This is a genomic window from Terrisporobacter glycolicus ATCC 14880 = DSM 1288, from assembly GCF_036812735.1.
In the GTDB taxonomy this organism is placed as follows: Bacteria; Bacillota; Clostridia; order Peptostreptococcales; family Peptostreptococcaceae; genus Terrisporobacter; species Terrisporobacter glycolicus.
Genome location: NZ_CP117523.1, coordinates 2,905,674 through 2,928,237, shown reverse-complemented (window position 1 = coordinate 2,928,237; position 22,564 = coordinate 2,905,674). Strand labels below are relative to the sequence as shown.

The window sequence follows — 22,564 nt, the reverse complement described above, 5'->3', positions numbered from 1 at the left end:
ATTTAAAAAGTGAAATATGAAAAATTCAGTGATTAAAAAAGAAAAGGGATATTGATAGAGCCCTTTTCTTTTTAATTATGGCAAATATTTAGGTGATAGATAATAATCCATTGGTCCTTTTAATAAGTGTTTATTATTTTGATAATAGATAAGATTATATATATTACTAGATTTTAAGTCATATTTAATAAGAGTTTTAAATATGGGGTCGTCGATATGACTTATTTTTGAAAACTTAGTGACAATTTCAACATCACTAGAATTTTTAATTTTTTTTATGATTTCACGACCTTTGCTATTAAAGGCTAAAACTCTAATGTAAGGAATTGAGTTTAGGTCTTTTACACCGATAATATCTTCTTTTGTAATACCTAATAAAATATTATTTAAAGTTCTCTTTATTTTAGTCATGGTGTAACGTTTTGATTTTGTGGAATTTATTAATTCTTCTAAATTAGAAGATGTAAATATATTTGAATAAATTTTATTTTCTATACCTTCATTTACTTCAAAGTAATTATGCAAATTTTCATAATCTCTAATGATAATAGATGATAATATATTGTAAAACATGTAATCAAATATAGGGGTGAAATTACTATCGATTTTGTTGCTTATTTCATTAAAAGTTGCTTTTGGGATAACGTCTTCAATGTATTTTAAATTATTCACATCTCTCAGGGCATTTCTAATAGCTGTAGCTGAACAAATGTTGCTACTTATATCACTAGAATTATACTCCGAAGCAACTCTAGTAATAGTGTAAGGCTTAATATTACTATTTAATTTAATTAAGCTTTTAATATATTCAATACCTAAAATATTATTAGAAGAGTTCAAAATTTGTTGAAGTTCATTTTCGTTTAAGTGTAAGAGGTTTTTTGCTTTTATATATTCATATAAAGCTTTACTTCTTGCTGCAGGGAAAACGTGACCATCATCTAAATATTTTTTTAAAGTTGATTTAAATTCTTTAGGTTCTTGAACTAAAATTCCTGCTATACTATTTAAAATTTCAATGCTACCTTCTTCACTACCGAAACAAACTGAATTAACACAATTAAGAGAGTTTAAAATACTTATAGCTCCATGTGAAAAGATTTCTGCACTTTGACAAGCGTATAGAGTTGGAAGCTCTATTACTAAATCTATACCACTTTTTACGGCCATTTCAGCTCTTGTATATTTATCAAATAAAGCAGGTTCTCCTCTTTGTAAGAAAGACCCACTCATTATGGCCATGGTATGAGTCGCATTTGTTTTTTCTTTTGATTTTTCTAAATGGTATTTATGACCATTGTGAAATGGGTTGTATTCAACGATTAATCCTAATAAGTTCATACAATGCTCCTTTTGGTAAATTTTACTACATAATAGTATATTATATTTTTTAAGTTGACAAAAATAGAGGAAATACTTAATAATAATAGAATAATATAAATGTGTTTTATGGTACATAAATATGTTTTATTATATTAATAATAAGTAAGACATCTTATTTTGAAGGTTAAATTTAACTAATTATTTATTATACCAAATAAATAATTAATTAAAAGGAATATGTCGTAATATTTAAATATTACATAAGGATATTTTTATAAATAGTATGTACTTTTAATTAAAAAGGTGTTATATTTATTATGATTGACAATATAAAGTTAAATAGTCATTTTGAATATTAATTTAAGGAAAATTTTTAAATTTTTAAGGAGGATTGCTAATAATGAAAGTATTAGTATTAAACTGTGGTAGTTCTTCATTAAAATATCAATTAATAGATATGGAAAATGAAGCAGTATTATGTGTAGGATTAGTAGAAAGAATAGGTATAGAAGGTTCTATACTTAAACAAGAAAAAGATGGTGTTGAAGGTAAATACATAGTTGAACAACCAATGAAAAACCATGAAGAAGCTATAAAATTAGTTTTAGATGCTGTAGTTGACTCAACTTACGGTGGTGTAAAAGATATTAAAGAAGTAGAAGCAGTAGGACACAGAGTTGTTCATGCTGGTGAAAAATTTGCAACTTCAGTTGTTATAACTGATGAAGTAGAAGCGGCTTTAAAAGAATGTATAGATTTAGCTCCACTTCATAACCCAGCTAACATAATGGGAATAGATGCTTGTAAAGCTATACTTCCAGGAGTGCCAATGGTAGCTGTATTTGATACTGCTTTCCATCAAACAATGCCTAAGAAATCTTACTTATATGGTTTACCACATGAGTTATACACTAAATACGGTGTAAGAAGATATGGATTCCACGGAACTTCTCATAAATATGTATCTCAAAAAGCTGCAGAAATGTTAGGCAAAGACATAAAAGATCTTAAAATAATAACTTGTCACTTAGGAAACGGAGCTTCTATAGCGGCTGTTGATGGCGGTAAATGTGTAGATACTTCTATGGGATTCACTCCATTAGAAGGTTTAATAATGGGAACTAGATGCGGAGATATAGATGCTGCTATATTACCATTCTTAATGAGAAAAGAAAACTTAAATGCTGATCAATTAGATGCAATGATGAACAAACAATCAGGAGTATATGGAATGACTGGTATTTCTTCTGATTTTAGAGATATAGAAGGTGCAGCAGAAAAAGGTGACGAAAAAGCTCAAGTTGCTTTAGATGCATATGTACAAAAAGTTAAAAAATATATAGGTTCTTATGCTGCTGAAATGAACGGTGTAGATGCTGTGGTATTCACTGCTGGTGTTGGTGAAAACGGAATAGAAATAAGAGAAGCTATAGCTTCAAACATGGAATTCTTAGGAATGAAGTTAGATAAAGAAGCTAATAAAGTTAGAGGTAAAGAAAGAGTAATATCTACAGAAGATTCTGCAGTTAAAATATTATTAGTACCTACAAACGAAGAATTAATGATAGCAAGAGATACTTTAACACTAGTTAAATAATTATAAAATATGTTATTTATAAAGGTATTATAAATTTTAAGGTAGGCTTGGACCTACCTTAAAATAATTTTACCAACATATTTTGAAGATATTTACAAACAAAGTATTAAAATCTTATTTTTAACTATCAAGTAAAAATACTTGACAAACATTGACTAGATTTGTATAATAAATTTGGTAATATAACGAGGTGAAAGTATGATAATTAGTCTAGATAAGTTAGATAGAAAAGAAACTGATAAAATAGACTTGAATTTTTCACAAAAAATTGATACTATTAATTATTGTGAGAACACATATAAAATAGCTTCACCGTTAAACCTAACAGGTAAAATATCTAGAACTAATAAAGGATATTATTTAGATGCTAATGTTAGTTTTCAAATGATAGACAATTGTGCTAGATGTTTAGATGAAGTTAAAGTACCAATAGAATATGCTATAGAAGGTTTCTTAGTGAAAGAAGATTTTGATGAAGATGAGTTTGAAGATTATGATGCTTTTATTGTTGACGGTGATGAAGTAAATTTACTTGACATAATAGGACAAACATTAATTTTTAATTTACCAACACAATCTCTTTGTAAAGAAGACTGTGAAGGACTTTGTCAAGATTGTGGAGCTAACCTAAATAGGGAAACTTGTGCATGTAGCCAAATTGCCAATGACGAGGATGATACAGATCCACGTTTTGCTAAATTAAAAGATTTATTTAAAAATGACTAAGGAGGTGGCTTAAATGGCAGTACCTAAGCGTAAAACAGCTAAATCAAAAACTAAAATGAGAAGAGCGGCTAACTCAAAAATGACAGCAACAGGATTCGTAGAGTGTCCACAATGTCATGAACCCAAATTACCACATAGAGTTTGTCCAGATTGTGGACATTACAAAGGTAAAGAAATAGTATCTGAATAATGATATTTTTAAAAACATGTAGATTAATCTACATGTTTTTTTGTTAAAATATAAAAATAAATGAAGTTGAAAAAATAAAATAATTACTGTAAAATACTAATAATATTTTGTAGTTATATATAAGTTTATACATAAATATACGAGGAGGTAATTATGAGAATAGTAGTAGATGGAATGGGTGGAGATAATGCTCCTAAAGCTGTAGTAGGTGGGGTTGTTGACGCTATAAAAGAATATAATGTAGAAATAGTAATCACAGGAGATAAAGAAATACTTGAAAAAGAGTTTGCATCATATGAATTTAATAGAAGTAAATTAGAGATAGTACATACTATGGAAGTTATAGAAAATGAAGATAAACCAGTTCAAGCAATAAGAAGAAAAAAAGATTCATCTATGGTTGTAGGTTTGAATTTAGTAAAAGAAAAGAAAGCTGATGCTATAGTGTCAGCAGGTAGTACAGGAGCTTTGCTTACAGGAGCTACTTTAGTAGTTGGAAGAATAAAAGGAATAGACAGACCTTGCCTTTGTCCTTGTATGCCAAATATAAAAGGAAGTATGACTATAATAGCAGATGGTGGAGCTAATGCAGACTGTAAAGCTAGAAATTTAAGTGAGTTCGCTATGATGGCCAATATTTATCTTAAAAGAGTGTTAAATATGGAAAATCCAAGAATCGGTCTTGCAAATATTGGATCTGAAGAAGGAAAAGGAAATGAACTAGTAAAAGCAGCTTACGAAGAGTTAAAAAATATGGACTTAAATTTCATAGGTAATGTGGAAGGTAGAGATGTTATAGAATCTAAGGCAGATGTAATAGTTTGTGATGGTTTCACAGGTAATATAATGTTAAAAACTTGTGAAGGCGTGGCAATGGGAATGATGAAGCTTATGAAGGAAACTTTAATGAGTAGCACAAAAGGCAAGCTTGGAGCATTATTAATAAAAGAAGATTTAAGAAAGCTAAAAGCATTTATGGACTATTCTGAATATGGTGGTGCACCTTTCTTAGGAGTAAAAGGTGGAGTAATAAAAGCTCATGGAAGTTCAGACTCAAAGGCTATAAAAAATGCTATAAAGCAAGCTATAAACTTTGTGAATGGTAATGTGGTAGAAGATATAAAATCATACTTACAAGCCCAAAAAGAAGATGAAAATAAAGAAGAAAACTAATAAAAAATTAAAACAAAAAACTTCCAATTAATTTGGAAGTTTTTTTATTCTAATCTTCTTTTATGAAAACAAATTTTCTACTAGTTGATAAATTATGAGAAAACTTATAATTATTAAATTTAAAGTTTTTTAAGTCTTCAGGATTATTTATTTTATTTTCAACTATATATTTCACCATTTGTCCCCTAGCTATTTTAGCTAATGTTGCAAGAGTCTTTAATTTTCCGTCCTTATGGACTTTAAAATCTATATCGATAAATATATCATTTTCATTTAAAAATCTTCTTACGGTCTTTGCATATTCTTCAGAAGCTAAATTAACAATCACATTATCTTCACTATATAATTTATTATATAATTTATTATCCCAAAACTTATAAAGATTTCTATCTTGGATTTTTATGGGATACTGCATTTCTAGTCTATAGGGTAAAATTTCATCCAGAGGATTTACGATACCATAAAATGCATCTAGTATCTTTATATGATTATTAGCAAATTCAAAATCTTCTGCCTTTATATTTTTAAAAACTAAACCATCATAAGCTAAAAGGCCACATACACCTTCCTCTTTGAAATTAAAGTCCTGGAAATAAGCATAAGACTGAAATGCTATTTTTTCATTGATTTTCATTAAAGACTGTATATCATATGGACTTAATGACTTTAATACTTGGACTATTTCCTTTGTTTCCGTTGTAAAATATCTATTGGTGCCTATAGTTTTGGGAATTATATTATTAATTTTAATATTTCTCATATTTTTGGCAGGTGAAATAATTGATATCAAACTTTTTACCTCCTACTAATTTGAATTTAATTTGAGTTTTGTTTTAATTCATTCACGATTATATCATTATACTGTAAACAATATAAGATATAAAAAGTGAAATAAGAGAAAATACCAACCCTATTGATAAGAAAAATATTACACATATTATCATATTCATAAAAATTAGAAATAAGTAACTTAAATTGAGGTTTAAAAAAATACTAATTAAACAAATTGTGAAGAAAATCAAAAATAAGGACAGTATACCAATACTACTATTTTCAAAATCCTTTTTACTTAAAGATATATGTGATGAAACACAAAACATTAAGTAAATAAAAATATAAAAATTGATACTATTCAAATTATTAATACTGAAAATAGAAATTAATAAATTTTCACTAAGAGAAAATAGTAAAAAAATAGTATTTTCAATATTTATTGAAGATAAGTGAGTAAAATAACTATTAATATTAATACTTTCATAAACAGAAGGTAGTAATAATTTAAAAGAACAGATTATAAATAAAGTACCAGATATCATAGGCCCTATACCAATAAAAAAGTTTCCAGCCTTTTCATATAAACTTCTATCATTGTATCTATGAGAAACATATCCAAGTGTCTCTTCATGCTTGTATCCTTTGAAATTAAATAATTGAAAATCACTTACTTTATGATGAAATATTAAACACATAATTAAATGACCAACTTCATGAACAGCTGTACCTATTACACCAGTAAATAAAATTCCTTTACTACCAAGAGCTGAGTATACATATGAACTATTTCTTTTTTCAATAAGACTATAAATATATCCAAAAGAAAGAAATACTCCAGTAACTGATAAAGTTATAAGAATACTATATTTTAATGATAAATAAATCATTTTGCCTCCTTAATTTAATTGATTATTATTAAATACTATCATAGCTTATAAGAATGTCAACAGATTCAAGAATACAAAAGTTGTTCTAAAAGTAATATTTAATACATCTAATAAATATAAATATTATAAACAAGAGAGGAGGACAAGGTGATGAAACTATCTGATGAAATTATTAATTCATTATCTCTTAATTTAAGGAATAAAATTAAAACAATTCAAGGAGAGGATATTGAAGAAATAAGACTTAGAATCAACAAACCTTTGATAATTAACGGGAACCAGAAAGACTACTTTTATAATGAAAAGTATAATAAATTAGACCCAAATATGGACAAGGCTTATATAGTAACTAAAGAAGATGTGGATCAGACCTTTCAAATTATATGCAAATACTCTATTCACTCATTTATGGATGATATAAAAAAAGGATTTGTAACTTTAAGAGGGGGGCACAGAGTAGGTATAGTTGGAAAAGCCATAGTTGAAAATGGAAAAGTTGAAAATATAAAACATATATCTTCTTTGAATATAAGAATATCTAAGGAAGTTAAAAGCTGTTCTGACAAAGTCATGGATCATATTATAAAAAGTCCTACTAAAATAAATAACACCATAATAATATCACCGCCTCAGTGTGGTAAAACCACACTTTTAAGAGATATAGTAAGGAATTTAAGTAATGGAACTGAGAAATACAACTTCAAGGGTGTAAATGTGGCTTTAATAGATGAAAGAAATGAAATAGCAGGCTCTTATTTGGGAATACCTCAAATGGATGTGGGAATTAGGACAGACATTATAGAAACATGTCCAAAAGATGTGGGTATAATGATGGTTTTAAGATCAATGTCACCAAATGTAATAATAACAGATGAAATTGGTACGGAAAAAGATATAAAAGCTTTATACAATGCCTTGAATGGAGGTGTTGGGCTTATAACCACAGTGCATGGTGACTCCATTGAAGATATAAGAAATAGAAAAGAGTTAAATAATTTATTAGATGAAGAATTATTTAAAAAGGTTATCTTACTTTCTGCAAAAAGGGGACCAGGAACTGTAGAAAAAATATATGATTTACAAGAAAAGAGATGGTACTTTGCAAATTAAAATATTTTTTATAGGAATTCTAATAGGAGCCAGTTATCTAATAGGTGATATTATACATAAAGCATTTATTAAAAGACATAAGGAATTAAATGAAGTCATTAGGATATTGGAAATAATTAGAATGGATTTAGCTTTTGGGTTGTACACATTAGAAGAAGTTTTTTATAGAGCATCATTAAAACAAGATTATTGCCTTTGTAATTTTTGTAAAGATATGCAAGAGGATTTACGCAAAGAAGATGGAAGAACCTTAGAAGAGATGTTAAATGAAAATATTATAAAACTGAAGAAGGAGACAAATCTACAACATAAAGAAATAGATGAGTTAAAAAAATTATTTTTAACTCTGGGACAAAGTGATATAGAATCACAACAAAGATTAATAGATTTAACTTGCGAAAATTTGAAAAAATTTACTAGCGATAGCAAAGAAGAAATTTTTAAAAAGGGTTCACTTTATAAAAAGCTAATAACATTTATAGGTATTTGTATAGGAATAATTTTAATTTAGGAGGTTAATATGGAAATAGCATTGATATTAAAAGTTGCAGGTATTGGTATATTAATATCAGTATTAAATATGATTTTAGAAAAAGTTGATAGAAAGGACTGGGCAACGCTAACAACTCTTGTAGGTGTGGTAATTGTTTTAGGATTAGTAATAACAGAAATTAGTGATTTATTTAATACAGTTAGAACAATGTTTCAACTTTATTAAAGAGGAGGAGATACTTTGGAAGTTATGCAATTAGTTGGGATTGCAATGGTTTCTACCATACTCTGTTTAGTTATAAGAAAAGATAGACCAGAAATGGCAAATTTTGTTGCCATAACAGCAGGAGTAATAATTTTATTATCTGTTGTTATGAAGTTGAATTTTATAGTTGAAGGAATACAGTCTTTAGCTGATAAGGTGAATATTCCAGCTATGTACATAAGTTTAATAATTAAGTTAATTGGTATTTGCTATATTATAGAATTTGCCGTTTCTCTTTGTAACGATTGTGGGGAAAAAAACATTGCGACTAAGTTGGAGTTTGGGGGGAAGATAATAATTATGACAATGTCATTCCCTATACTTTTATCCATCGTAGATACCATAATAAGTTTAATTTAAAGTAGGAGAATGATTTATCATGAAAAACAAAATTTTGGGTCTTGTTTTAATTATTTTATTCTCTTTAACATCTGCGTCATTTGCACAGGATAAGAAAAGTGATGAAGAATATGAGGATACTAAAAATAACATAGATCTATATATAGATAATCAGTTAAGTAAAATAAACATAGATGAAATAGAAAGATACGTAAAAGAAGATAATGTAATAAAAGACATAAATTTAAAAACATATATAAAAGACTTGATAAGCGGAAAAGCAAATATATTAGATTTATTTGATAAAAACAAAATTAAAGCAGCAATTTTTTCTGGAATAAAAACTAGTATCAAAATTGCAGTTAGTATTTTAGTTTTAGCTTTATTATCATCCATAATAAAAAGTCTAGAAAATTCTTTTTCATCATCAAGTATAAGCACAGTAACAAATTACATAGTTTTTATAACTGTAGTAACATTAACTCTTGTAAGTTTCAAGGACATATTGGCATTATGTTATTCAACTATAGAAAGTATTATAGGACTTGTTAATGTAATTATACCAATAATGATCTCACTTTTAGTTTTAGTAGGATTTCCAATCACATCTACAGCATTAAATCCAATTTTTATTGGAGGAATTGCAGCTATAAATATTGTATTTAAAAAATTTATATTTGTAGCCATATCTTTAGCTTTTGCCATATTAGTAATAAATAACGTAACAAACAATATTAAATTAAATAAATTATCATCGTTTATCAAACAAATTAATGTAGTGACTTTGGGAGCTGTATTCACTTTATATCTTGGACTAGTATCTATACAAGGTTTATATGTTACATCCTTTGATAAGTTTACAGTAAAAACAGCTAAATTTGCTGTTGGAAATTTTATTCCAGTAGTTGGAGGTTTTGTATCTGACTCTGTTGATATATTGTTATCATCATCTCAGCTTATAAAAAATGTATTTGGTGGAGTGGGATTAGTAATTTTAGTAGGATTATGCTTAATACCAATAATAAAAATATTATCAGTAATACTTGTATATAAATTATGTGCCATAGTAGTAGAACCTATCGGAGAAGATAACATATCTTCTTTCTTAAATGAAGTATCAAATTTAATGATAATAATTTTAGCTACAATTATTGCTGTAACAATAATGTTTTTTGTAACCATAGCTATATTAACTTCCATAAGTGCAGTAGCAACTTAAAGTAAAAGGGAGGGATATATTATTGCTAGTATAAAGGAATGGATAATATCGATTATAGTAGGGGCATTTATTATTAATATTGTAGATATGATTTTACCAAACACTAAAGTAAAGCCATATATAAATTTGGTATGTAACTTCATATTCGTATTTATGATAATAAGTCCTGTAGTAAGTTTTTTTTCAAGTAACATGTCGTTGGAAGATACAATATTAAAAAAAATGGGCGATTACTCAAAAATGTATGTGGATAGTTATAATGATTTAGCAGGAAAAACAAATAATGAAAATTTAAGCAAAGGATATAAAGATGGTCTTAAAAGTGTGTTACAACTCAAATTAGACGAGTACGGGTATGAATTAGAAGATTTGAAAATCAATGGATCAGACATTGAAACTATAAAAATAAAAGAAAAAAACAGTAATAATGACAATAGTAAGGACATACAATCTAATGACACACAAGAAGAAGAAGTGTTTAGAAGTAAAAGTGAGCTGAACTTAAAAGAAAGTAAACTAAAAGAAGACTTAATAAAGGTACTAGATGTATCCATTGAGGATATAGAAATTGATTAAGAGGAGTTGGAGTAAGTTGAAAAAATTTAACGAATTATTCAATGATATGGAAAAGAAGAAATTGAAACCATTAATTTTTTTGGCTGGAATTTGTATATTAGCTCTCATAGTCATATCAGTAATGCCAGATGGAAAAAAAGAAGAATCAAATGTTAGCACGGAGCCAGAAACGAAAACGTCTTCTGCTGAAGCTGAAAAGGAAGATTTAGAAGGTAAATTGACCCAAATATTAAGAAAAATTAATGGAGCTGGAGATGTGGATGTTATGATTACTTTCCAATCTAGCCAAGAAATTGTTCCAGCATATAATTCTAATACGACAACAGAAACCACTAAAGAGCAAGATTCTTCTGGAGGTGAGAGGACAACCACTAGCTCAACAGAAAATAAAACGATGATTACATCAAATTCAAATGACCCAGTCGTATTAAAAACATCTGAGGCTAAAATAAAAGGCGTAATAGTAGTATCAAGTGGGGCCAATGATACAGCTGTAAAAGAATTACTATATGATGCAGTTAAAACATCTCTACAAATATCAGGTCATCAAGTAGAGATATATGCTAAATAATAAGGGGTGGAGGATAAAAATGAAATTTAATTTTAAGAATAGAGGTTTTGTTGTATTAGCATTATCTACAATGCTAATAGCTGTTGGGGTTATAAATTATCAGTTAAGTAAACAATCAGCACTTACTGTATCTAAAGAATTTGAGGCTTATGAACAGGCTCAGCAAGATAAAAATACGGACAAAACAAAAACAGCAAATAATGATAAAGATGAAAAGAATAGTAAGGAGACAGCAGAAATAACTGTAGTAGATAGTAAGGATAATGAAAGTGATGCAGTTAAAGAAAAATCGGTTGAGACAAGTAAAGAAATAGAAGAACAATTAACTTCAAAGGAAAACATGAGTAAGTCTACATATATTCTTGATATGAAAATGACAAGAGAAAAACAAAGAAATGATTTATCAGAAGAATTAAATGAAATAATAAATAATCCTTCTACTACAGATAAATCAAGAGAAGAAGCATCTAATATGAAGCTTCAACTTGTTAAATATCAAGAAACTGAATTAAAAATAGAAAACTTATTAAGCGCTAAGGGATTCGAAAATGCTTTAGTATACATAGGTGAAAGCAATGTAAATGTAGTAGTAAACAAACAAGATTTATCTAAGAGTGAGGCAGCAAGAATATTTGACTTAGTGGCACAACAAGCAGGAGTATCTTACGATAAAATTAAATTAATGAATAGTTATAGCCAAAAATAATAAATTGATTTTAAATTACTATTTTTAGGTTATAATAATATATAATCACTAAAACCTCAGAAAATGCTGAGGTATTTTCTTGCAAAACTGACCATAATTTGCTATGATAATATATAATTATAAAAACCTTAATACAGGGGGTAACAATCTCATGGAAAATAACAATAATTTAGGGCAAGTTAAAATTTCGAATGATGTTATAGTTACAATAGCTGGATTAGCTGCTTTAGAAGTAGAAGGTGTAGAGACAATAACTTCATTAACAGATAAATTACTTAAAAACAACGGTGTAAAAATCCAAATGGAAGACGGTAAAGTTACTTTAGATGTGGTTATAACTATTGAATATGGTATGTCAATACCAGATGTATCGCTTAAAGTACAAGAAAATGTTAAAAATACAGTTGAAACAATGACTGGATTAGAAGTTTCTCAAGTAAATATACAAGTTCAAGAAATTAGCTTCAAGAAAGAAAAAGAAGAAAAAGAATTAGCAAAGCAAGCTAAAAAAGAAGAAGCTAAATTAGCAAAACAAGCTAAGAAAGAAGAATCTAAGCAAATTACTAAATAAATTAAATAAAGCCCTCTGAAAATCAGAGGGTTTTTTATTGCCCAAGTGGTAAATAATAAGACTGAAGGAGGTTCATTAAGAATGAAAAACGACAATGTAAGCAAAATAAGTTATATTGAAAAAGCTAGAAAAATAACAAGTAGAGAATATTTAATGAAATTAATTTATCAAATAGATATATTAGAAGGTGACTTACAAGACATAAATAATTATTTTGAAGATTTCTTAAATAATAACGAAGAATACATAATAAATAGATATGAAGAATTATTATTACAATTCTCAAATGAAAATTGTGTTAATTTAGAGCGTGTAAATATGAATAACGCAATAGATATGGGATATATGAAAAGAGTTTGCAATGAGTTAAGTGTACACTGCTATGATATAGAAGAGCTAATAACAAGACATGCCCTAAATTGGTCTCTAAATAGAATAGCAAAAGTTGATTTAGCAATATTAAAACTTTCAATTTGTGAAATTGTATACATGAGCAAAGAAGTACCTGTTAGGGTTTCAATAAACGAAGCTATCGATTTAGCAAAATTATACTGTGACGATAAATCTCCTAAATTTATAAACGGAATATTAGGAAGTGTTGTTAATGACACACAAAAACAATAATATCATACTAGGACTTGATACTAGCTGCTATACAACTTCTATAGCAGCTATCACTTTTAATAAAGAGATTGTATTAAATGAAAAGATAATATTAAAAGTAAAAAAAGATAATAAAGGTCTTAGACAAAGTGAAGCGGTTTTTCAACATGTAAATAATATGGGAGAATTATCACAAATAATAAATAATAAATTAAAAAATTATAATATTGTAGGTGTATGTGCGTCAACTAAACCAAGACCAGTTGATAGTTCTTATATGCCTGTTTTTTCTGTGGGATATAATTTTGCAAAATTGCTAAGCAGCATTAATAACTGTCCTTTTTATGAAACAACTCATCAAGAAAATCATATAGAAGCAAGCCTATTTAGCAATAACTTGGAAAGTGAAGACAAGTTTTTAGCAGTTCATATGTCTGGAGGGACTACAGAAATACTTTTAGTAGAAAGAAAAGATAATAACTACAAGATAGAAATTGTGGGTGGAAGTTTAGATGTGAGTTTTGGTCAGTTAGTAGATCGATTAGGTGTTAGACTGAATTATAATTTTCCTTGTGGAAAATATATAGATGAGAATGCTTTAAAGTGCAATGAAAAAATTAAAAATGGATTAAAAACAAGTGTAAGAGAAGGGTATATGAATTTATCGGGAATAGAAAATCAAATTAATAAAATAATTCATGATTACAATGAAGAATATATTAGTAAAATTCTTTTAGATACATTGGTTAGATCCATGTATAAATCCTTAACTCACATATGTGAAAAGTATGAGCTAAAAGAAGTTTTATTTGGAGGCGGAGTGTCTGCAAGCGAATACATTAAAAAAGAATTAAGTGAAAAATTAAAAAGAGAAAATATAAAAGCTTACTTTACGGACAAAGAATATGCAACAGATAATGGTGTAGGATGTGCTATAATAGGATTAAATAAAATGAAGAATTATTAGGAGTGGATGTATGAAACTTAGAGCTTTAGACATAAGCGAAGCAAATTCATATATAAAAAGAATATTAATAAATGACCCTATTCTTTATAACCTTAGAGTAAAAGGTGAAATTTCTAATTTTAAGGTTCATAGTAGTGGCAATGCTTATTTATCACTAAAAGATGAAAAGTCAAAATTAAATTGTATTATTTTTAAAAATAACTATGATAAAAGTTTAAATTTAGACAATGGTGTTAAAATAATTGCATCAGGATATATTTCTGTATATGAGAGAGATGGTGCCTATCAACTTTATATAAATGAGGTGGAAATTGAAGGGATAGGTAATTTATATATTGAGTTTAATAAATTAAAAGAAAAACTAAAAAAAGAAGGATTGTTTGATACTAAATATAAAAAAGAAATACCTAGTATGCCAAAAGCTATAGGTATAGTAACATCACCTACTGGTGCTGTCATAAGAGATATTATAAACGTTACTAAAAGAAGATTTCCAAAGGTGGATATAAAATTATATCCTGTAAATGTTCAAGGAGAAAAATCTGCTAAAGATATTTGTGAAGGAATTACTTTTTTTAATAAAATGGAAAATGTGGATACCATAATAGTAGGCAGAGGAGGAGGTTCTTTAGAAGAACTTTGGTCTTTTAATGAAGAAATAGTAGCAAGAGAAGTATTCAAATCAAAAATACCTATAATATCTGCAGTAGGCCATGAAACAGATTTTACAATTTGTGACTTTGTATCTGATATGAGGGCACCAACGCCATCTGCAGCGGCAGAAATAGCTACACCAGACTTGTCACAAATTTACTATAAATTGGATAATATAAGAAATAGAATGAATAGGTCTTTAAATAATCAAGTAATATTAGATAATGAAAAGCTTGTGAATACCTTTGAAAAAATAAATAATTATATGAAAAACTATGTAATCAGGGACAAAGTTATACAGTTAGATCAAATTTATGATAAAATAAATTTTAGATTAGAACAAAACTTTGAGACTTCTAAAGAAAAGCTTTCAAAAAAAGCAGCTCTATTACATAACTTAAGTCCTCTTGCTACAATAAGTAGAGGATATTCTATTGTTGAAAAAAATAATAAAGTTATTAATTCTATAAAAGAAGTAGATGTAAATGAGAATATAAATATAACTTTAAAAGATGGTGGTTTAGAGTGTAATGTAAATAAAATTAATGACAAAGAGGTATAATCATGAAACTTACTTACGAAGAAGCTTATGAAAAATTAGAAGATATTTTGATGAAATTAGAATCAAAAAATACTAGTTTAGATGATTCATTAAATTTATATGAAGAAGGAATAAAATTATTTAAACATTGTAATAAATTATTAGAAGATGCAGAACTTAAAATAAGTAAATTTAATAAAATGGGCGTTGAAGAAGATTTTAATATGGGGGAAGAATAAATGGAATTTAAAGATGTTTTAAAAGAAAAAATTAATTATATAGAAACACTTTTAAATGAATACATGCCAAAAGAAGAAGGATATCAACAAACTATAATGCAGGCTATGAACTACAGTTTAGAAGCTGGAGGCAAAAGACTGAGACCTATATTAACTTTAGAAAGTTGCAAAATAGTTGGAGGCAAAGAAGAAGATGCTATTCCTTTTGCTGTTGCTATAGAAATGATACATACTTATTCTTTGATTCATGATGATTTGCCAGCATTAGATAATGATGACTTAAGAAGAGGTAAGCCTACAAATCATAAGGTATTTGGAGAAGCAATGGCAACTCTAGCTGGAGATGCTCTATTAAATTATGCATTTGAGATAATGTTGTCTTCATCTATAGACAAAAAAGATTCAAATAAATATTTAAAAGCCATAAATGAAATTGCAAAACATGCAGGAATTTATGGTATGATAGGAGGACAAGTTGTAGATGTGGAAAGTGAGAATAAAATCATAGACAAAGAAAAACTGGATTTTATTCACTTAAATAAAACTGCAGCTATGATTATAGGATGTATGAGAGCTGGCGCCATAATTGGTGGAGCGAGTGAAGAGGAATTGGAAAAAGTAACTAAATATGGAAAAAATATTGGATTATCTTTTCAAATAGTAGATGACATATTAGATATAACTGGAGATGAAGTTAAATTAGGAAAGCCTATTGGAAGTGATATAGAAAACCACAAATCAACATATCCTTCACTACTAGGGCTTGAAAAATCAAGGCAAATAGCTAGACAGTTAATAGAAGATGGAAAATCTAGTATAGATGGATTATCATCAGAAATAGATTTTTTAAATCAGCTAGGAGATTATATAATTAGTAGGGATTGTTAAGGAGGCCACATGGATTTTTTTACACAAGTATTTGACAACCATATATTATGGATAAGTATATTTGCTTGTTTTTTAGCACAATTTATAAAAATATTCACAGGAAAAGAAAGAGTAGTGGATTTTTCAAGAATATTTATGTCAGGTGGAATGCCAAGTTCGCATAGTTCATTTGTTACAAGTTTATCAACAGCAGTTGGTATATGCAATGGATTTGATTCGGTTGAATTTGCCATATGTGTAGTTTTTGCATTAATAGTAATGTATGATGCTTCCGGTGTAAGAAGAGCAGTGGGAAAGCAGGCAGCTATTTTAAATAAAATAGTTGAAGATTTACAAAATAAAAAACATATTGAACATGAAACTTTAAAAGAGTTAGTAGGTCATACGCCAAAAGAAGTTATATTAGGAGCAATACTAGGTATAGTGGTTGGAGTCCTTATGGCTTAAAATTGAAAAAAAATGTATTATATGATATAATTTTTTTGCTTTATAGGAAATTATAATAAATACATGGAAACTATAAAAATCAAAGTCTTCTGTGGAAGGCTTTTTTAGTATGAGTTATTTTTAAATACAAAATGAAAATAAATTAGACCATTATAAAGGTGAGGAAAATTATGTGTAATTATTTAAATGAAGTAAATTCTCCAGAAGATATAAAAAAATTAAATACTGATGAAATGGTAGAATTGGCAGAAGAAATAAGACAGTTTTTAATAAACTCTATTTCGAAAACTGGGGGTCATTTAGCTTCAAATTTAGGAGTTGTTGAGCTGACTTTGGCATTGCACAAAGTTTTCGATAGTCCAAAAGACAAATTAATATGGGATGTGGGTCATCAATCCTATGTACATAAGATTATTACTGGGCGTAAAGACGAATTTGCAACACTTAGACAGCTTAATGGATTAAGTGGATTTCCGAAGGAAAATGAAAGTGATCATGATATATTTGATACGGGACATAGTTCTACATCTATATCAGTAGGTCTTGGAATTGCATGTGCAAGAGACATAAAAAGAGAAGATTTTAATGTGGTATCTGTTATAGGAGATGGATCAATAACAGGAGGTATGGCACTGGAGGCTATTAACCACTTAGGTTATTTAAATAAGAAAATGATAATAATTTTAAATGATAATGAAATGTCTATAGACAAAAATGTAGGTGGGATGTCTAGATATTTATCTAGCATTATTAGAAATGCTAAGGCAAATCAAGTTAAAGACCAAATAGAGAAAATATTATCTATGACAAAAACAGGTAACTTTATATATAAAACAGCAGATAAGTTTAAAGACGGAATTATAAGCAAATTTACACCACAGGACTGTGATCTATTCGAGTCTTTTGGAATTAAATACTATGGTCCGATAGATGGTCACAATATTAAAGAACTAATAGATATTTTAAATAAAGCTAAGAACAAAAAAGGGCCTGTTTTATTACATGTTATAACTGAAAAAGGTAAAGGTTATGAGTTTGCTGAGCATGCACCAGATAAATACCACGGAGTGTCTAAGTTTAATATAGAGCAAGGGCTTAAAGCATCTACAAAAGAAAGCATATCTTCTCACGTAGGGAAGAAATTAGTTAGTATGGCAGATGAAGATGATAAAATTGTAGCAATTACGGCAGCTATGCCTTCAGGAACAGGGTTAAACACTTTTGCCATATCTTATCCATACAGATATTATGATGTGGGAATAGCTGAACAACATGCCACAACATTTGCAGCAGGTCTTGCTAAGGAAGGAATGAAACCTTACTTTGCAGTATACTCATCTTTCTTGCAAAGAGGGTACGACCAAGTTATACATGATGTGTCTATAACTAAAAAGAATGTTACTTTCTTAATTGACAGAGCAGGTCTTGTTGGTAATGATGGAGAAACACATCATGGAGTATTTGACTTAAGTTATTTAAATATTGTGCCAAACTTAATTGTAATGGCTCCAAAAGATATAAAAGAGCTAGATTTAATGATGGAATTATCCTCTGAGATAGACGGGCCTGTAGCTATAAGATATCCAAGAGGTAATTCATATTATATTGATAAGGGGTCTTATGAAAAGATAAAAGTAGGAACTTATGAAGTATTAGAACAAGGTAATGATGTGTTGGTATTAGCTATTGGTAACATGGTTGAAAAAGCATTAAATTCAAGGGAAATACTTCTTAAAGATAATATTAATCCTACAATAGTAAATGCAAGGTTTTTAAAACCGATGGATGAAGACTTACTGCATGAATTATTGAAAAACCATTCGAAAGTTATAACTATAGAAGATAATGTTATAAGTGGTGGATTTGGAAGTAGAATAAATAAATTTGTTGTAGATCATAATTATAATGTAAAAGTTGAAAATATAGGTATTCCTGATAAATATGTTGAGCATGGTAATGTGGAACAATTATTTGAAACAATAGGAATGTCAGATGAACAAATAGCAAATAGAATAAAAAATTTATTATTAGAAGGATAGTATAATGAAAAAAAGAATAGATATTTTACTTGTAGATAAAGGACATTTTGAAAGCAGAGAACGAGCGAAAAAAGCTATAATGGCAGGTCTTGTATTTGTAGATAATCAAAGATGTGATAAACCAGGAACAGAAATTAAAGAAGAGGCTAATATTTTAGTAAAGGGTAATCCAATTCCTTATGTAAGTAGAGGTGGATTAAAACTTGAAAAAGCAATGAAATATTTTGGTGTAACTCTTAAAGATAAAGTTTGCATGGATATAGGAGCATCTACAGGTGGATTTACTGACTGTATGCTTCAAAATGGTGCAGTTAAAGTGTTTTCAATAGATGTAGGTTATGGACAGCTAGCTTGGAAGTTAAGACAAGATGAGAGAGTTGTCTGTATGGAAAGAACTAATATAAGACATGTAACAATTGAAGATACAAAAGAATTTGCAGATTTTGCTTCTATAGACGTATCTTTTATATCTCTTAGACTTGTTTTACCTAAGGCAAAAGAACTACTTAATAGAGATGGAGAAGTAGTAGCATTAATTAAACCTCAATTTGAAGCTGGAAAAGAAAAAGTTGGTAAAAAGGGTGTAGTAAGAGATAAAAAAGTTCATATTGAAGTTATAGAGATGATATCAACATTTGCTGTGGATAATGGATTTGCAATTTTAAATCTTGATTACTCACCAATAAAAGGGCCAGAAGGTAATATAGAATACTTAATTCATTTAAGGAATAATAGTGATGACTTTACTTTTGACAAAGAGTCTTTTGACAAAAAAATAGTTGAAGTTGTAGAAGAATCTCATAACTTAAATAAATAACAAGTAATGATAAAGGGGGCATAAAATGATCCTTGAATTATATATGAAAAATTGTGCCTTAGTTGAAGAAAGTAGAATAAACCTAGGCGAAAATCTAAACATATTAACGGGGGAAACTGGTTCGGGAAAATCTATTATAATAGAGGCTCTTGGCTTATGTTTAGGAAATAAATACGATAAGTCTTTTTTAAGAAAAGGCACTGAAAAAGGTATTGCAGAAATTATAGTATCATCACCAAGTAGTAATTTACAGAATATACTAAATGAGTATGACATAGATTTAGAAGATGACGAATTAATTATAACTAGGATTATTTATGCAGATGGAAAAAGTGTAGCTAGAATAAATGGAAGAACTATTAAAATGTCAATATTAAAGGAAATTGCACTTACATTTATTGACTTACATGGACAGCATCAAAATCAAGCATTATTTAATAAAGATACTCATTTAAAGTTTTTAGATTTATTTGGAGGTAAAATAATAGATTTACCAAGAGATGAATATAAAAATATTTATACAGAGTTCAATAAAGTTAAAAAGGCACTAAATACACTTAATGAAAATAAAGATGAAAAAGAAATTCAAAGAGAAATAGATTTATTAAAATTTCAAATTAATGAAATTGAAGCAGCAACACTAAGCAAAGATGAGTATGAAGATTTATTAAGACAAAGGGAAATCTATAGAAATAGTGAAAAAATATATAAAAATCTTAATTTAAGCTATGAAAAGTTACATGATGGAAGTGTGAACGCAGTTGATTTAGTTGGAATGGCGTCAAAGGAAATAAGTGAAATAAGCAAGTATGACGAAACTTTAAATGAATACAGTGAAATTATAGAGCGAATTATGTACGAGCTTCAAGACACTTGTAGGGATCTTAGAAACTACAAAGAGAATATTGATTTTGAACCTTATGAACTCGAACAAATAGAGGTAAGGGTAGATGAAATAAATAATTTAAGAAGAAAATATGGAGATACTATAGAAGATATTTTAAAGTATAAGGATGAAATTTCATCTAGATTAGAAGAAATAGTAAATAGAGATGAAATGTCAGAAAGGCTAAAAAATAAATTGGCTCAATTAGAAGAAGAACTAAGTAAAAAAGCTTCTTCTCTCACAAAAGTGAGACAAGAAGTTGCCATAAATTTAGAACAAGCCATATTAAATGAGTTAGAATCTCTAGATATGAAGGGTGTTAGCTTTAAAGTTAATTTTACTGAATCTAGTTATTCTCAAAGTGGAAATAGTGAAGTAGAATTTATGATATCATTCAATCTAGGTGAAGATTTAAAACCAATTTATAAAGTTGCATCAGGTGGAGAAATGTCTAGATTTATGCTAGCATTTAAAACAATACTTGCAGATATAGACGAAATAGATACTATAGTGTTTGATGAGATAGATGCAGGTATAAGTGGAATTGCTGCTCAAGTGGTAGGTGAAAAATTACATAATATTGCGAATAAAAAACAAATACTTTGCATAACACATTTACCACAAATAGCAGCTAATGCAGATACACATTTTTGTATATCGAAAAATAGTGATGAAAATCGAACTTATACAACTATTAAAAAATTAAAAGATGAAGAAAGTATAAATGAAATAGCTAGACTTATTGCTGGCAGCAATATAACTGATACAACTATTGAACATGCTAGAGAGATTGTTAACTTGACACAGGAAAAACATTAAAATAAATAAATAAATACTGTTAATAAAAGGAATAGAATTATTTTCTATTCCTTTTTTGTATAATTTAGCTATTTAATGGAATTATAATATAGAAATTATTATTAAAAGGATATGAGATTAAGTATGAAAAAAAACAATAGATTTGTAATAAGCATTTTTTTTATTTTTGCGTTGTTAACTTTTTGTAGTGGATTATTAAAACAAAAAGATAACAATGTCTTAGAAACTTTTCAAAATATAAATATATCAAATAAGCAATATGTATATCCACTTGGTAATATTGTTGGAATTAAAGCAGATACAGATGGAGCCTTAGTTATAGGATTTGAAGAAGAAGATATAGAATATATTGGAGGTCTAAAAATAGGAGATAATATCATATCTATAGAAGGGGAAAAAATTAATAATTATAAGGATATTGCAAATATTTTAAATAAACTTCGCTCAGATGAAGTAGAAATCATGTTTGAAAGAAATAACAAATTTAAAAAATGTAAGATTAAGACTAAAAAGGAAAACCATAGATATAAATTAGGTCTTTGGGTAAGAGATAAAATATCTGGAATCGGTACCTTAACTTGTTATAACCCTATTACGAATGAATTTTACGCCATAGGACATGGTATTTGCGATATGGACACAGAAAAGCTGATAAACATCAAAGAAGGAAATATTTACAATACTTCCAATATATCCATTTACAAAAATAATGAAAAGAATATTGGGCAAATTAATGCTATAATAGATTATAGTAATTCTGTTGGGAAGTTTTCTATTAATTCAAACAATGGAATAAAAGGGAATTTTTATAATTATAACTATAAGTTCAACCTTCCACTTATAGAAATTGGTAAAAAAAATGATGTTAAAACAGGAAGTGCATATGTACTTTTTCAATCAAAAGAAGGAAATGTTGAATCCTATGAAATAAAAATAGAAAAAATAATAAAAGAAGACAATAATATGTTAATAAAAGTAGTTGATGATAAATTAATTGACTATACTGGTGGAATTGTAAAGGGAATGAGTGGTGCCCCTATTATACAAAATAACAAACTTATTGGCAGTTTAACCTATGTATTCAAACATAATCCTAAAAAAGGATATGGTATTTTCATCGATGAAATGTTAAAATTGTAAATTGA

General features: G+C 27.9%; 26 protein-coding genes. 23 read left to right on the top strand and 3 right to left on the bottom strand.

Going from position 1 to position 22,564, the window contains the following annotated elements; translation table 11 throughout:
• Positions 1–75: 75 nt before the first annotated feature.
• Positions 76–1,341, bottom strand: coding sequence for a nucleotidyltransferase (locus TEGL_RS14490; protein WP_018589784.1), 1,266 nt, complete (start codon positions 1,339–1,341; stop codon positions 76–78).
• Between the two features lie 382 nt (positions 1,342–1,723).
• Here TEGL_RS14490 and TEGL_RS14485 point away from each other — a divergent pair, with 382 nt between their 5' ends.
• From TEGL_RS14485 to plsX, 4 genes are all read left to right on the top strand, one after another.
• Positions 1,724–2,920 (top strand): acetate/propionate family kinase, encoded by a 1,197-nt coding sequence (locus TEGL_RS14485; protein ID WP_018589783.1) that lies wholly within the window; start codon positions 1,724–1,726, stop codon positions 2,918–2,920.
• A 198-nt stretch (positions 2,921–3,118) separates the two neighbouring features.
• A complete protein-coding gene (locus TEGL_RS14480; protein WP_018589782.1) occupies positions 3,119–3,646 on the top strand; it encodes a YceD family protein in 528 nt (175 codons plus the stop codon).
• Positions 3,647–3,659: 13 nt separating this feature from the next.
• Positions 3,660–3,836 (top strand): 50S ribosomal protein L32, encoded by a 177-nt coding sequence (gene rpmF / locus TEGL_RS14475; protein ID WP_018589781.1) that lies wholly within the window; start codon positions 3,660–3,662, stop codon positions 3,834–3,836.
• A 153-nt stretch (positions 3,837–3,989) separates the two neighbouring features.
• A complete protein-coding gene (gene plsX / locus TEGL_RS14470; RefSeq protein WP_018589780.1) occupies positions 3,990–5,009 on the top strand; it encodes a phosphate acyltransferase PlsX in 1,020 nt (339 codons plus the stop codon).
• Between the two features lie 49 nt (positions 5,010–5,058).
• Here plsX and yaaA read toward each other — a convergent pair whose 3' ends face one another.
• Together yaaA and TEGL_RS14460 are read right to left on the bottom strand one after the other, a co-directional pair.
• The gene (gene yaaA / locus TEGL_RS14465; protein WP_018589779.1) at positions 5,059–5,799 is read right to left on the bottom strand and encodes a peroxide stress protein YaaA; all 741 of its coding nucleotides are present in this window, start codon (positions 5,797–5,799) and stop codon (positions 5,059–5,061) included.
• A gap of 58 nt (positions 5,800–5,857) precedes the next feature.
• Positions 5,858–6,670, bottom strand: coding sequence for a hypothetical protein (locus tag TEGL_RS14460; protein ID WP_018589778.1), 813 nt, complete (start codon positions 6,668–6,670; stop codon positions 5,858–5,860).
• Positions 6,671–6,820: 150 nt separating this feature from the next.
• Between TEGL_RS14460 and spoIIIAA the strand changes: the two genes are divergently transcribed.
• The 19 genes from spoIIIAA to TEGL_RS14365 all read left to right on the top strand — a co-directional run bounded on the left by spoIIIAA (position 6,821) and on the right by TEGL_RS14365 (position 22,559).
• Positions 6,821–7,780: a stage III sporulation protein AA gene (spoIIIAA, locus tag TEGL_RS14455; RefSeq protein ID WP_018589777.1), complete on the top strand. Its 960-nt coding sequence runs from the start codon at positions 6,821–6,823 to the stop codon at positions 7,778–7,780.
• Positions 7,743–8,291, top strand: coding sequence for a stage III sporulation protein AB (locus TEGL_RS14450; protein ID WP_018589776.1), 549 nt, complete (start codon positions 7,743–7,745; stop codon positions 8,289–8,291). The genes spoIIIAA and TEGL_RS14450 overlap by 38 nt, the downstream gene beginning before the upstream one ends.
• Before the next feature lie 9 nt (positions 8,292–8,300).
• A complete protein-coding gene (spoIIIAC, locus tag TEGL_RS14445; protein WP_018589775.1) occupies positions 8,301–8,498 on the top strand; it encodes a stage III sporulation protein AC in 198 nt (65 codons plus the stop codon).
• A gap of 24 nt (positions 8,499–8,522) precedes the next feature.
• Complete coding sequence (spoIIIAD, locus tag TEGL_RS14440) at positions 8,523–8,897, top strand: stage III sporulation protein AD (protein WP_103978953.1); 375 nt, start codon at positions 8,523–8,525, stop codon at positions 8,895–8,897.
• Between the two features lie 19 nt (positions 8,898–8,916).
• Entirely contained in the window at positions 8,917–10,095 is a 1,179-nt protein-coding gene (spoIIIAE, locus tag TEGL_RS14435; RefSeq protein WP_018589773.1) for a stage III sporulation protein AE, read from the top strand.
• A gap of 18 nt (positions 10,096–10,113) precedes the next feature.
• Positions 10,114–10,671 (top strand): stage III sporulation protein AF, encoded by a 558-nt coding sequence (locus TEGL_RS14430; RefSeq protein WP_026255022.1) that lies wholly within the window; start codon positions 10,114–10,116, stop codon positions 10,669–10,671.
• Between the two features lie 16 nt (positions 10,672–10,687).
• Positions 10,688–11,242, top strand: a complete 555-nt coding sequence (locus TEGL_RS14425; RefSeq protein WP_018589771.1) for a hypothetical protein — start codon at positions 10,688–10,690, stop codon at positions 11,240–11,242.
• Between the two features lie 19 nt (positions 11,243–11,261).
• Complete coding sequence (locus TEGL_RS14420; RefSeq protein WP_018589770.1) at positions 11,262–11,948, top strand: SpoIIIAH-like family protein; 687 nt, start codon at positions 11,262–11,264, stop codon at positions 11,946–11,948.
• 151 nt (positions 11,949–12,099) lie between these two features.
• Entirely contained in the window at positions 12,100–12,519 is a 420-nt protein-coding gene (locus tag TEGL_RS14415; RefSeq protein WP_018589769.1) for an Asp23/Gls24 family envelope stress response protein, read from the top strand.
• An 81-nt stretch (positions 12,520–12,600) separates the two neighbouring features.
• Positions 12,601–13,143 carry a transcription antitermination factor NusB gene (gene nusB / locus TEGL_RS14410; protein WP_018589768.1) on the top strand — a complete coding sequence of 181 codons (543 nt, stop codon included), beginning with the start codon at positions 12,601–12,603 and terminating at the stop codon, positions 13,141–13,143.
• A complete protein-coding gene (locus TEGL_RS14405) occupies positions 13,124–14,089 on the top strand; it encodes a hypothetical protein (protein WP_018589767.1) in 966 nt (321 codons plus the stop codon). The genes nusB and TEGL_RS14405 overlap by 20 nt, the downstream gene beginning before the upstream one ends.
• Positions 14,090–14,099: 10 nt before the next feature.
• The gene (gene xseA / locus TEGL_RS14400) at positions 14,100–15,305 is read left to right on the top strand and encodes an exodeoxyribonuclease VII large subunit (RefSeq protein WP_018589766.1); all 1,206 of its coding nucleotides are present in this window, start codon (positions 14,100–14,102) and stop codon (positions 15,303–15,305) included.
• Positions 15,306–15,307: 2 nt separating this feature from the next.
• A complete protein-coding gene (gene xseB / locus TEGL_RS14395) occupies positions 15,308–15,523 on the top strand; it encodes an exodeoxyribonuclease VII small subunit (RefSeq protein WP_018589765.1) in 216 nt (71 codons plus the stop codon).
• Entirely contained in the window at positions 15,524–16,411 is an 888-nt protein-coding gene (locus tag TEGL_RS14390) for a polyprenyl synthetase family protein (RefSeq protein WP_018589764.1), read from the top strand.
• Between the two features lie 9 nt (positions 16,412–16,420).
• Positions 16,421–16,858: a divergent PAP2 family protein gene (locus TEGL_RS14385; protein WP_018589763.1), complete on the top strand. Its 438-nt coding sequence runs from the start codon at positions 16,421–16,423 to the stop codon at positions 16,856–16,858.
• 170 nt (positions 16,859–17,028) lie between these two features.
• Positions 17,029–18,897 (top strand): 1-deoxy-D-xylulose-5-phosphate synthase, encoded by a 1,869-nt coding sequence (gene dxs, locus TEGL_RS14380; RefSeq protein WP_018589762.1) that lies wholly within the window; start codon positions 17,029–17,031, stop codon positions 18,895–18,897.
• 4 nt (positions 18,898–18,901) lie between these two features.
• The gene (locus TEGL_RS14375) at positions 18,902–19,714 is read left to right on the top strand and encodes a TlyA family RNA methyltransferase (protein ID WP_018589761.1); all 813 of its coding nucleotides are present in this window, start codon (positions 18,902–18,904) and stop codon (positions 19,712–19,714) included.
• Between the two features lie 25 nt (positions 19,715–19,739).
• On the top strand, positions 19,740–21,419 hold the full coding sequence (gene recN, locus TEGL_RS14370; RefSeq protein WP_018589760.1) for a DNA repair protein RecN: 1,680 nt from the start codon (positions 19,740–19,742) through the stop codon (positions 21,417–21,419).
• A 123-nt stretch (positions 21,420–21,542) separates the two neighbouring features.
• Complete coding sequence (locus TEGL_RS14365) at positions 21,543–22,559, top strand: SpoIVB peptidase S55 domain-containing protein (protein ID WP_018589759.1); 1,017 nt, start codon at positions 21,543–21,545, stop codon at positions 22,557–22,559.
• The last annotated feature ends 5 nt before the right edge of the window (positions 22,560–22,564 follow it).